The 12704-nt window shown below is 55.0% G+C and carries 8 protein-coding genes; 6 read left to right on the forward strand and 2 right to left on the reverse strand.

The annotated features are described in order from the left end of the window. Positions 1–21: 21 nt before the first annotated feature. Positions 22–987, reverse strand: a complete 966-nt coding sequence (locus QGM61_RS09475) for an ABC transporter permease (RefSeq protein WP_317622171.1) — start codon at positions 985–987, stop codon at positions 22–24. Between the two features lie 33 nt (positions 988–1020). Further along, a complete protein-coding gene (locus QGM61_RS09480) occupies positions 1021–2427 on the reverse strand; it encodes a CmpA/NrtA family ABC transporter substrate-binding protein (protein ID WP_317622172.1) in 1407 nt (468 codons plus the stop codon). A 625-nt stretch (positions 2428–3052) separates the two neighbouring features. On the opposite strand from QGM61_RS09480, the gene nirB reads away from it, so the two are divergent. Genes nirB through QGM61_RS09510 form a run of 6 tightly spaced genes read left to right on the forward strand, consistent with a single transcriptional unit; the run spans position 3053 to position 12588 of the window. After that, positions 3053–5572 carry a nitrite reductase large subunit NirB gene (nirB, locus tag QGM61_RS09485; RefSeq protein WP_237132012.1) on the forward strand — a complete coding sequence of 840 codons (2520 nt, stop codon included), beginning with the start codon at positions 3053–3055 and terminating at the stop codon, positions 5570–5572. Next, on the forward strand, positions 5572–5931 hold the full coding sequence (nirD, locus tag QGM61_RS09490) for a nitrite reductase small subunit NirD (RefSeq protein ID WP_237132011.1): 360 nt from the start codon (positions 5572–5574) through the stop codon (positions 5929–5931). Before nirB ends, nirD begins: the two co-directional genes overlap by 1 nt. Before the next feature lie 2 nt (positions 5932–5933). After that, complete coding sequence (locus QGM61_RS09495) at positions 5934–7241, forward strand: NAD(P)/FAD-dependent oxidoreductase (RefSeq protein WP_281132803.1); 1308 nt, start codon at positions 5934–5936, stop codon at positions 7239–7241. Then, on the forward strand, positions 7238–9931 hold the full coding sequence (locus QGM61_RS09500) for a nitrate reductase (protein WP_281132804.1): 2694 nt from the start codon (positions 7238–7240) through the stop codon (positions 9929–9931). Before QGM61_RS09495 ends, QGM61_RS09500 begins: the two co-directional genes overlap by 4 nt. Further along, a complete protein-coding gene (gene cobA / locus QGM61_RS09505) occupies positions 9919–11934 on the forward strand; it encodes a uroporphyrinogen-III C-methyltransferase (RefSeq protein WP_281132805.1) in 2016 nt (671 codons plus the stop codon). The genes QGM61_RS09500 and cobA overlap by 13 nt, the downstream gene beginning before the upstream one ends. Further along, positions 11935–12588 carry a molybdenum cofactor guanylyltransferase gene (locus QGM61_RS09510; RefSeq protein WP_281132806.1) on the forward strand — a complete coding sequence of 218 codons (654 nt, stop codon included), beginning with the start codon at positions 11935–11937 and terminating at the stop codon, positions 12586–12588. The last annotated feature ends 116 nt before the right edge of the window (positions 12589–12704 follow it).

Below are 12704 nucleotides of genomic sequence, written 5' to 3' on the forward strand. Positions count from 1 at the left end.
CTATCCTTTTTTTGTGATGCTCTACCGCAATGCCGTGGTTTTGTCCCAGCTCATGCGGCGCTGCAACAGCAGCATCAGTTTGTCCAACAGAAATCCGATCAGGCCGATCGCGAGCACGGCCACCATAATTCTTCCAAGTGAGTCCGAGCTGCCGTTCTGGAACTCATCCCAGATAAACTTACCCAGCCCTGGGCTTTGTGCCAGCATTTCTGCCGCGATCAGCACCATCCAGCCAGTCGCCAGTGACAGACGCATGCCGGTAAAGATCATCGGAATGGCTGATGGCAAAACGATCTTTCGCACGTGCTGAAGTGCCGGTAACTGTATGACCCGACTGACGTTGATCAGGTCCTTGTCTACGCTGGCGACACCAACAGTTGTATTTATGACCGTAGGCCAGAGGCAACAGAGGGCAACAGTAATGGCGGAGGTCAGAAATGCCTTGCTGACCAGCGGGCTTTCCGTAACGTACAGGGCGCTGACAACCATGGTAACCAGCGGCAGCCAGGCCAGTGGAGACACTGGTTTGAATACCTGCACCACCGGGTTGACGACACTGTACATGGTATTGCTGAGGCCACAGACGATGCCAAGTGGTATCGCTACCAGCATGGCAAGTGTGAATCCGAATGCGACGGTGATCAGACTGGTTTTTACCTGATCCAGGAACGTGGGTCTGCCTGTGTAGTCGCGGAACTGAACCTCTGCATCCGGGTTGGCTGCCAGGCGTTCGGCGTTGCGCTGGTCCTGTCGCTCATAAAAGTCCTGGCGCCGCTCCTGTTCTCGCACATGATCATCATACAGACTCTGGGTCTGGCTCCATACCTGCTGAGGACCCGGGAATTTACCCAGTGCCGTATCGATACGGCTGGCGCCCAGCTCCCAAAGCAGGACAAAGGCAATGATGCCAAATACGGTCAGCGTCCACGACCTGAGCAATGCCGACATGTCGACGCCAGACATGCGGTTGAGAAGTTCGCTGGTCATTACTCGGGCTCGTTGCAACATCGTTACTACCTCTTACAATATTTCGTCTTTCAATCCGATGGACAGTGACTGCAGATACGCATTCGGCTGTTTACCGTCGTAGGGGATACCATCTATAAATTCGTCCTGAGTGGGTCTGTAACCGGACTCGGTGGAGAAGTCAGGAAAATCTTCAAGGCTCAGAATGCCCTCGTTGATCAGGTCTTCAGCGGCCTGTTGATAGATGTCAGGCCGATAGACTTTTGCTGCAGTTTCAAAGTACCACTCATCACTTTTGGGTTCGCTGATCTGACCCCAGCGACGCATCTGGGTGAGATACCAGATCGCATCCGAGTAATAGGGATAGGTCGCATGATGTCGGAAGAATACGTTGAAGTCCGGGACTGATCGAACCTCGTCCTTTTGATACTCAAAGGTGCCAGTCATGGAGTTTGCGATGACCTCATAGTCGGCCCCTACATATTCACTGCGAGACAGAATTTGAGCGGCCTCTTCCCGGTTTGCATTATTCTCCGCATCAAGCCATTTGCCAGCGCGTAGCAGCGCCTTTACCAGTCTGACGGCGGTGTTCGGATTTTCACGTGCGAACTCCTCTGTCATGCCGAGCACTTTTTCCGGGTTGTTCTTCCAGATTTCGTAGTCGGTGACTACCGGTACACCGATTCCGCGGTAGATAGCCTGCTGGTTCCATGGCTCGCCAACGCTGTAACCCAGGATCGTGCCCGCGTCCAGAGTGGCAGGCATCTGCGGCGGTGGTGTCACTGAGAGCAGAACCTCGGCACTTAGTGTTCCAGCGGTATCGCCTTTATGTGGAGCATAGAAGCCTGGGTGAATGCCGGCTGCCGCCAGCCAGTAGCGCAATTCATAATTGTGCGTCGATACCGGAAATACCATGCCCATATTGAAGGGCATTCCCTGCTGGCGGTAATGGTCGACTACCGGACGCAACGCGCTGGCTGAGACTGGTCGCTTGACCTCACCATTCTCGGTTTCCAGATGTGGCAGCATCTTTGACCAGATGTCGTTGGAAACTGTGATGGCGTTGCCATTCAGGTCCAGGCTAAGCGGTGTGATGATGTTTGCCTGAGTGCCATAGCCGATTGTCGCTGCAAGTGGCTGCCCGGCGAGCATGTGGGCTGCATCCAGGCGCCCGTCAATCAAGCCATCCAGCAGCACACGCCAGTTTGCCTGTGGCTCGAGAGTGACATATAAACCTTCGTCCTCGAAGTAGAATTTCTCATAGGCAATTGCCAGGGGTGCCATGTCGGTCAGTTTGATAAAGCCAATAGTAAGCTCTGCTTTTTCTGGCCAGCCAGTTTCAGCGTGAGCAATACTTGCTGTCCCTGCACCAGCTGTCAGTGAACCCAGTAACAATGTAACTGCGCGTATACTTTTGATGAATCGGTTCAGAATTTGTGCTGGTTTTCCTTGCTGCTTCACGGTAAACCCCCTCGCTATAAATAAAAAAGCGCCCACAGTCGTCAGGCGTTTTAAGTGCCTTGCGTCTGTGGGCGCCATTGCCCGTTATCGGATCGGCTGGCCCTTCATTGGACTACCGACAAATGTCAGGAAGGGCAATGCAGGAAGTGTGCCAGAGCCATGGCAAGACTACGGGTATCACACTTAACTCATTGTCCAGGCGGAAACTTGATCCGGAATTGGGCTGCAATTCAGTGACCCGGTATGTGTCTCTAATTCGGCAGGAATCCGCATTCTTTTGGTGCGTCATGCACAAAAATCAAGCATCAGTGGACTGGGGAAATGTGATTTTTGCAAACCAGGAATAGTCAGTACAAAAGGACAAGGGCAGGATTTGATCCTTTATACACAGGATTTTCCGGCAATTGAGACTCTCGATCTGATGTAGTCAAAACATCTGGCACAGGAATTGCTGGCGTCATAGCAGGATTCATTTAATCAGTCCTGCTCAACGGCGAGCAGATACTGCAGACAAAAGTACACCGGGCAAAGGCGCTCATGACACGAACATTCGTGTGATGAGCGCCTTTTTTGTTTTCTGGCTTACAGAAAATCGAATGGCCCGCACGAGCGCAGGGGAATAGAGATGCAAACGAAACAGCTGGTAGTGATCGGTAATGGCATGGTAGGGCAGCGCTTCCTGGAAGAGCTGGTCGCCATGGATCAGGATTTTCAGATTACTGTTTTCTGTGAAGAGCCGTGTCCAGCCTATGATCGAGTCCAGCTCAGCAGCTGGTTCAGCGGCGCCACTGATGAGGATCTTGCGCTGACAGACCTGGCCTTTTTTGAGCGCCACGGTGTTCGCCTGATCATTGGCGAAGCGGCAGCAACGATCGACCGGGCTGAACGCAAGGTCTCTGGAAACAAAGGAACTGTCGTTGACTATGATGTACTGGTCCTGGCAAGCGGTTCCTATCCCTTTGTTCCGCCAATCCCAGGGCACGACCGTGAAGCCTGTTTCGTTTACCGCACACTGGAAGATCTGCGCCAGATCAAGGCGGCTGCCGAAGGCTGTCGTCGAGGGGTAGTCATCGGCGGTGGCCTGCTCGGGCTTGAGGCAGCCAAGGCATTGAAAGACCTGGGCCTGACGACCGATGTAATTGAATTTGCACCACAACTGATGGCGGTGCAGCTGGATGCCCGGGGTGGTCAGTTGTTGCGAGAGAAAATTGAAGCACTCGGTGTGAATGTTCACACGTCGAAGGCTACTCAGCGTATCGAGGCGGGTGATAAGGCCCGGCATCGGCTGGTGTTTGCTGATGGTGAGCTGGAGACCGATATGGTTGTCTTTTCAGCCGGTATACGTCCTCAGGACAAACTGGCAAGAGACTGTGGCCTGACCATAGGCGATCGCGGTGGTGTTGTCATCGATGATCACTGTATGACATCCGATCCTGCCATTTTTGCCATCGGCGAAGTGGCGCTCTGGCAGTCTCGCATATTTGGTCTGGTAGCACCCGGTTACGACATGGCACGCAAACTTGCCGGCCATCTGTGCGACCAGGGCGAGCCTTTCAGTGGCGCCGACATGAGCACAAAGTTAAAACTGCTAGGCGTAGAAGTGGGATCTATCGGTGATGCTCACGGTAATACCGAAGGGAGTCGGGTGTGCGTTGTTGAAGACAGCATCAAGGGCTTCTACAAAAAACTGGTTATCAACCAGGACGCTACCCGCCTGTTGGGTGCCGTGCTGGTAGGTGATACCAGTGACTATGACATGTTGCTGCAATACGCCCTGAATGGACTTGATTTGCCTGAGTCTCCCGTCAGCCTGATACTGCCTTCGGACAACAAGCCTGTGTTGGGTGTGGATGCCCTGCCGGCGCAGGCCCAGATCTGTAGCTGCAATAATGTGTCGAAAGGCGCCCTGTGTCAGGCAATAGAAAGTGGCTGTATGACAATCGGCGCGTTAAAAACCGAAACACGAGCGTCAGCGACCTGCGGTGGCTGTGCCACACTGGTCAAACAGGTTCTCGACGCCGAACTGAAGCGTCGTGGTGTCGAGGTCAATGATCACATCTGCGAGCATTTTGCTTACAGTCGGCAGGGTCTCTACCATCTGGTGAGAGTGAACAAGATCCGCAGTTTCGATGAGCTGCTTGAAAGTCACGGTACCGGCCGCGGTTGCGACATCTGCAAGCCAGCAGTGGCGTCCATTCTCGCATCATGCTGGAACGACTACGTCCTCGACCCTAAACACGTTGGTCTGCAGGATACCAATGACAACTTCCTGGCCAACCTTCAGAAAGACGGCAGCTACTCTGTCGTACCTAGAATTCCTGGTGGTGAGATTACCCCGGAGAAGTTACTCGTACTGGGACAGGTCGCACAGAAATATGACCTGTATACAAAAATTACCGGCGGTCAGCGTGTTGACCTGTTTGGTGCACGTGTAGAGCAGCTGCCACTTATATGGCGTGATCTGGTCGACGCTGGTTTCGAATCGGGCCACGCGTACGGTAAAGCGCTGCGAACAGTGAAGTCCTGTGTCGGATCAACCTGGTGCCGGTACGGCGTACAGGACTCTGTCAGCATGGCCATCTACGTTGAGGAAAGATATCGCGGACTGCGATCACCGCACAAACTGAAGATGGCAGTTTCCGGTTGTACACGGGAGTGCGCCGAGGCCCAGAGTAAAGATGTTGGCGTCATTGCGACGGAAAAAGGCTGGAATCTTTACGTTTGTGGAAATGGCGGCATGCGGCCCCGGCACGCCGAGCTGTTTGCAAGTGACCTCGACGACGAGACACTGATTCGATACATCGACCGCTTCCTGATGTTTTACATTCGCACCGCGGATCGCCTGCAGCGCACGTCAATATGGCGCGACAACCTCGAGGGCGGGCTCGAGTACCTGCAGGACGTCATCATCAATGATTCGCTTGGCATAGCCGCTGAACTGGAGGCACAAATGCAGGGTGTCATTGATACCTACGTGTGCGAATGGAAACGAACTATCGAAGATCCGGTGGCGCTACAACGCTTCCGGCCATTCCTGAACGACGACAATCCCGATGAACAGATCGTTTATGTGCGCGAGCGCGGTCAAAAGCGTCCCGCGCGGGCAGAGGAAAAAGACAAGGTAGAACTCGTGGAGGTAGTGTGATGAGTCAGCAAATGGAAGCGGCTGCCGTGCAGCGCAGCGATTGGTTTGATATCGCGGATATCGATCAGATAGTCCCGGGCACAGGTGCTGCAGCACGCCTGGGCAAGGCGCAGGTTGCCATATTCAATACGCGGGATGGAATCTTCGCGGTTCAGAATCATGATCCTTTCAGTGGCGCCAATGTTCTTTCGCGCGGGATTGTCGGTGATATAGGAGGCCGGCTGGTTGTGGCTTCTCCAGTCTACAAGCAGCACTTCTGTCTGCGCAGTGGAGAATGTCTTGAAGATGGTTCTGTCAGGTTGCAGACCTTCGCTGTGACAGTTCGTGATTCACGCGTCTGGATCGCAGCCGGGGAGTAGTTATGTTGGTCTCATCCAGAAAGCGACTGCTGATTGTTGGACATGGCATGGCCGCGACCCGGCTGGTCCGCGATCTTGAAGAAAAGTCTCCGGGGCAATTTGCCATAACCATCGTTGGCGACGAGAAGCTTGGCGGCTACAACCGCGTCCTGCTGTCATCCTTGCTTGCCGGAGAATCGGATGAAGCCGCACTGGCCATGCAGGACCGGAGCTGGTATCGCCAACATGATATACAGCTGATCGCCGGTGATGCAGTCTGTAGCATCGAACTGGACACACAGAGCGCCACCACTGAAAGTGGACGGAAACTGAATTGGGACTATCTGGTTCTGGCAACTGGTTCGCGTGCGGCACGCTTACCTATCCCCGGTACTGATCTTGATGGCGTCATGACGCTGCGTACGCTCCAGGAGGCAAAGCAGCTTATCGCCCGCTCGCGAGACGCTGGCAATCCAGAATCTGACAAAAATGCTGTGGTGGTTGGTGGCGGTCTGCTTGGCCTGGAAGCGGCGTGTGCGCTGCAGGCTCGCGGCATGCAAGTGACTGTCGTGCACAATGAATCCTGGCCAATGAATCGCCAACTGGATGGTGAAGCTGGTGAATTGCTTCGGCGCACGCTGCAGCAGCGTGGAATCGGTTTTAATCCAGAAGCAAACTGCGTGAGATTCGAGGCGGACGCCACGGGTGAGACTGTCTCTGCATTGTTACTCGCTGACGGCCGGCGCCTGCCGTGTACTACCGCCGTCATGGCGCTGGGCATTATTCCGGAGGTATCGCTGGCGCGTCAGTTGGACCTGGTAGTAGAGCGTGCAATAGTCGTTGATAAGTGGTTGCAGACCAGTGATGAGCGTGTATTCGCTCTGGGTGAATGTTGCCAGATTGAAAGTGAAATGTTTGGGCTGGTAGCGCCAATCTATCAGCAGGCCGACATTCTTTCCGCAGTGCTGCTATATAAAGCGACAACTGGCACTGAGAGAATCTCGCCTGATGTCGACAACCATGCCAGTGTGCTCCCTCATTACCAGCGTCAGCCGCTGCCAACACGCTTAAAAGTCAGCGGTGTGGACGTTTTCTCTGCTGGCATGCTGGCGTCACCGGACAACAGTGCCCCCTTGCGCAGCATGGCAATGCGTGATGGTCGCACTGGCCATTATCGACGTCTCTGGTGGCGTGGCAGTCAGCTGGTTGGGGCTGTGATGTTTGGAGACATAGGAGACAGCAGTCACTATCTGCGTATGATCGAAGATGGGTGCAAGGCTGATTCCAATCCTGCCACGCTGTTGGCGCCGTCAAGCCGGGCTGCCTCATGAACAGTATCAGAACGACATGCCCCTACTGTGGTGTGGGATGCGGTCTTCAAATGGATTCGAAATCCAGTGAATTGCTTGGAGACACGCAGCACCCGGCCAACGGCGGCAGGCTGTGTGTCAAAGGCAGCGCATTGGCAGAGACTCTTGGATCGCAGAGCCGACTGCTGCAGCCTCGAGTAGACGGTCTGCTGGCCAGTTGGGATCATGCGACCTCCGAAGTTGCCAAACGGCTGGAAAAAACACTCAAGCGTTACGGGCCTGAATCGGTTGCGTTTTATGTATCAGGTCAATTGTTGACTGAAGACTATTATGTTGCCAACAAGCTGATCAAAGGCTTTCTGGGCTCCGCCAATATTGATACCAACAGTCGTCTGTGTATGTCGACAGCGGTGGCAGCGCATAAACGGGTATTCGGCAGTGATACAGTGCCGGGATGCTATGAGGATCTGGAACTGGCTGACCTGGTCGTGTTGACCGGGTCCAATATGGCATGGACACACCCAGTTGTTTTTCAACGACTGATGGCGGCCAAACAGCAACGTCCGGAAATGACGATAGTTGTCATCGATCCAAGACGCACCGTGACAGCAGAACAGGCTGACCTGCATTTGCAGATTGCACCTGGCAGTGATGTGTGGCTGTTTGATGGCTTGCTTGCCTATCTTGGTACTCATGATGCGCTAGACCGTCAGTACATTGACCAGCATACCAATGGCATGGATGACATGATCGCTGCAAGTCAGGCGCGCAGTGGCAACCTTGGTGAGATAGCCGGCTGCTGTGGTTTGACAGCTGAAGAGCTTGCGGCGTTTTATCAGAAATTTGCGCAAACGCAGTCCACAGTAACCGTGTTCTCCCAGGGCATTAATCAGTCTGCGCATGGCGTTGATCAGGCCAGTCTGATTCTTTACTGCCACCTTGTCACGGGCCGTGTTGGAAAGCCTGGCAGCAGCCCGTTCTCCATCACTGGGCAGCCCAATGCCATGGGTGGGCGCGAGGTCGGCGGCCTTGCCAATATGCTCGCTGCGCACATGGACATTGACAATACAGAGCATCGCGCGCTGGTAGGTGAATTCTGGCGCAGCGACAAACTGCCAGAGAAACCCGGACTAAAAGCGGTGGACATGTTCCGCGCAGTCGCCGATGGCAAAATAAAATTTATCTGGATCATGGCAACCAATCCGGTCGTGTCCCTGCCCGAATCAGACACGATTATTCGCGCCCTTGCCGGATGTGATCATGTAGTGGTGTCTGACTGTGTTGCGGATACAGACACGCTGCGTCTGGCGCACATTCAATTGCCTGCAGCCGCATGGGGTGAAAAGAATGGTACCGTCACCAACTCGGAACGGTGTATCTCGCGACAACGCGCCTTTCTACCATTGTCTGGCCAGGCTTTGCCGGACTGGCAGATTATCAGTCGGGTGGCCGAAAAGCTTGGCTATGGACACGCCTTCGATTACCACTGCGCAGCCGATATCTTTCGAGAGCACGCAGCCCTGTCCGGTCATCAGAACAACGGCAGCCGCGATTTTGATATCGGTGCGCTAGCCACACTGTCCAATGCCGAGTACGACCAGCTGACACCTATTCAGTGGCCCGTCCCTGCTCACCAGGCAAGCGTTTTTCTGACACAACTGCAGGGCACATCAAGAATGCTTGCTGATGGCCGCTTTTTTACCCGCGATGGCCGCGCCAATGTTGTACCGGTCAACATCCCGGCAACGCTTGATGTGACTGATGTCGATTTCCCGTTCGTGCTCAACACCGGCCGCATCCGTGATCAATGGCACACGATGACACGCACAGGTCTCAGCTCCCGGCTGCAGCGACATATCTCAGAGCCATTTGTTGAGCTGAACCCGAAGGATATGACAGAGCTGAATATTGCTGAAGGTACAATTGTAAAAGTGTCCAGCGTCCATGGGCACTGTGTTGTCCGCGCTCGCCCCCAACCAGGTCAGGCGGTTGGCTGTGTGTTCATGCCTATCCACTGGAATGATTGTTTTGCCAGCAAGGCACGAGTGGGTGCCCTGGCTCCTTCTCGCGTCGATCCATATTCTGGGCAGCCGGCATTCAAGCAGATTGCGGTGAAACTGCAGGCTGTCAATGTTCAGTGGCACGCCTTGCTGATTGCGAGGACGACGTTGCCACTGCCGGAAAATCAGTACTGGAGCCGACGACAAATGGGTGACTGGCAGGTGGTAACGCTGGCAGGCACCGAACCTGTCAGTATGAATACGTGCCGGACACTGTGGGGTGAGCATGTCACAGCCTGGACGGAAGTGGAGGATGATGACGGCGAACACCTGCGATTGCTGGGTACTGGTGAAAACGGTGCTCAGCTGTGGTTTGCCAAAGCCCCCCAGCCTCCACAGATCGACGAATCCTGGTTGCTTGACGCACTGCTGGCAGAGGACGCTGCTGCAACGAGCATGTCGATGCCGGCGCTACTGCTGGGTATTCCTGCCGACCAGTCTGCACAACAAGCCGGACCCCTGGTCTGCAGCTGCCACAACGTTTATCAAAGTACTGTTATGGCTGCGATTGATGCGGGTTGTGACGAAGTTGAAAAAGTCGGCTCATGCTGTCGGGCGGGTACCAATTGTGGTTCCTGCATACCAGAGATCAAAAGATTATTGGCTGAGAACCAGCCGGCTGAAGCCGAGGAGGCGGTATGTTGTCACTAGTACAGAGTGATATTCACAGGGTAGGTGAGGTGTGGTTGGTTGGCGCAGGCCCGGGCGACCCGGAGCTGATCAGCGTGCGTGGTTTACGCCTGATCCGAGAGGCGGACGTGTTGGTCTATGATCGTCTGGTCTCGCCACAGTTATTAGAAGAGGCGCGCGATGACGCCGTCATGCTGGATGTTGGTAAACGGCCGGGCTTTCATCGGGTGCCCCAACACGAAATCGAGGCGCTGCTGGTCAAGCATGCCCGCCGTGGTTGCAAAGTGGTCCGGCTAAAGGGCGGTGATCCATTTATTTTCGGTCGCGGCGGCGAGGAAATGTTGACTCTGCGCGCAGCGGGGATCCCCGTACATGTCGTGCCGGGAATCACAGCTGCGGCTGCCTGTGCAGCGGCATCGGGCTTTCCGCTGACACAGCGTAAGGTCGCCGATAGCGTTTGCCTGACGACCGCTCACCACAGTGACGATGGGGATGACACCGACTGGGCTTCGCTGGCTGCAGATCCGCAACGCACGCTTGTCTTTTACATGGGGCTGAGTTCCCTGCAGCGAATTCAGAAGAACCTTGGCTCTCATGGCATGTCGCCCGATACACCGGCCGCGCTAATCGAGAACGGAAGCTACGCACATCAGAGAACTATTACTTGCAAACTTAAGGAAATCGAGCAAATGGCAAAACAGCACAATCTTCAGACACCCTGCCTGCTGGTGGTGGGCAAAGTGATCACCCTGGCCCAGCAAGCGAGGGCTGCCGTTGAACAGGCATCGCATCAAGTGTCTCGCAGCAAAATGGCACTGGGCAGAAACGTCGCTGCTGCCATGATGCTGACAACAGCGCCAGCATTGGCAGGCGCTGCAGATTCAGACAGTGTCGCCGAAGCGCTGGCGCAAGGTAGCACGTCAATTTCATTCAGGGCGCGAAGTGAACAGGTTGACGACGATGCTCTGCCCAGAGATGCAGTGGCCAATACGCTGCGTACCCGACTGACGTATCGAAGTGGAAGCTGGCAAAGCCTGTCGCTATTGGTGGAAGTGGACAATGTCAGTTATCTGGGTGACGACAGCTTCAACAACACTCGTAATGGCATGATAATGCGACCAGTCATTGTTGATCCGGACGGGACCGATCTTAATCAGGCTGCGTTGCGACTGGAACGTGACCGGCTGACCGTGACGGCAGGCCGACAGCGCCTGCTGCGGGAAAATCAGCGAATGATTGGTGGCGTCGGCTGGCGTCAGAACGAACAGACCTACGATGCCATTGATGTTGCTTATAAACCCGCTGAGCAGGTGCAGCTCAACTACGCCTGGGTTGACGATACTCAACGTATCTTTGGACCCGAGTCAGGTGTGCCGGCAGCATCGCTGGACAGCGATCATCATATTCTGAACGCACGCTGGACGGTCAGCCCGGCTATTGATGTGGCTGCTTATCATATCGCGCTGGATTTCGACGATGCAGCTGCATTGTCCTCTGCAACCACGGGTCTGATCGTCAGCGGGGCGTTTGATGCCAGAGAGAATCTGCGGCTGGATTATAGAGCTGAAGTTGCACAGCAAACGGATGCAGCCAATAACCCGGCCAGTTTTGACGTGAATTACCATCATGCGGGCCTGGGGCTTACACATGCCGGATGGCGGATTGGCTGGGCGCATGAGTCGCTGGGCGCGGACAGCAGTGCTGGCGTTGCCATGCAGACGCCACTGGCGACACTGCACGCTTTTCAGGGCTGGGCAGATAAATTTCTGACGACGCCCACTGCCGGCATGCGGGATAACCAGTTCAGCGTATCGGGTGTCGTCGCAGGATTTGCTCTGCAGTTGCATCATCATGACTATCAGGCAGATGTATCTGGCCTCGATTACGGGAAAGAGTGGAATATACAGCTAGGCAGGGCTATAGGTCCACGTTACACGTTAACAGCCAAATACGCTCGCTACACGGCTGAGCAGTTTGCCCGGGACACCAGTAAGTTCTGGTTGATGGCAGAGGCACGGTTCTGAATGTTTGACGGCAACGGCCGATACGATCTGGCGATTCTTTGTGGCGGCGCCGGGCAGCGAATGGGCGGGCAGGATAAAGGTCTGCTCGGCCTGCGCCTGCTAGAGCGTCAGGTCACATTTGTCGAGATGCTTGCGGATCGATTTCGCTGTCCCGGCTTGCCAGATACTTCTGTGATTATCAGCGCAAACCGAAACCTGAGCATCTACGGGCGCATGCCGGGGATTGTAGTTGCTGACCTGAGACCGGAGCGTGTGGGGCCTCTGGGCGGCATTGAGTCAATCTTGGCGGTCGCCTCAGGCAACATACCCTTGGTGATTGTTCCCTGTGATATGCCGTTGCTGCCTGCGCTGCTGCCGCTAGAGCTGGTGAGCAGCCTGTGCTCACCGGACACAATAGCGGTGTTGCACGATGGCACACAGCGGCAGCCTTTGTGCCTGGCGTTGAATCCGGGGCACTGGCGAGCTGATCTGCGTGACTGGCTGGACAGTGGGGGACGCTCCGTGCACCGCTGGCTGGAACATAAGCCTGTAGTCGAGGTGCGATTACCTGGGGTCGATGCTGTTCAATTTGCCAATATCAATCACCCGCACGACTATGCCGCCGTTTGCGGGCAAACACAAGATTACGATAGATTCGAGATACTGACTGGCTGAAAGCGCCAGTGTCGTAGGACTAGGCAAAAGACCGTGCCGCCTGGGCCAACGCAAGAGGTGCTCAACGCCTGACATGAGCAATGGGTGATAATAAACCAGCCCAGGTAAGCCACATT

Origin of the sequence: Pseudohongiella sp. SYSU M77423, from assembly GCF_029911965.1 — a bacterium.
GTDB lineage: Bacteria > Pseudomonadota > Gammaproteobacteria > Pseudomonadales > Pseudohongiellaceae > Pseudohongiella.

Bases quoted from the DNA above. Each gene is read 5' to 3' on its own strand.
- nirD (WP_237132011.1), top strand. From the start codon at position 5,572: ATGAGTCAGCAAATGGAAGCGGCTGCCGTGCAGCGCAGCGATTGGTTT.
- QGM61_RS09510 (WP_281132806.1), top strand. From the start codon at position 11,935: ATGTTTGACGGCAACGGCCGATACGATCTGGCGATTCTTTGTGGCGGC.
- nirB (WP_237132012.1), top strand. From the start codon at position 3,053: ATGCAAACGAAACAGCTGGTAGTGATCGGTAATGGCATGGTAGGGCAG.
- QGM61_RS09475 (WP_317622171.1), bottom strand. From the start codon at position 987: ATGACCAGCGAACTTCTCAACCGCATGTCTGGCGTCGACATGTCGGCA.
- QGM61_RS09500 (WP_281132804.1), top strand. From the start codon at position 7,238: ATGAACAGTATCAGAACGACATGCCCCTACTGTGGTGTGGGATGCGGT.
- cobA (WP_281132805.1), top strand. From the start codon at position 9,919: ATGTTGTCACTAGTACAGAGTGATATTCACAGGGTAGGTGAGGTGTGG.
- QGM61_RS09495 (WP_281132803.1), top strand. From the start codon at position 5,934: ATGTTGGTCTCATCCAGAAAGCGACTGCTGATTGTTGGACATGGCATG.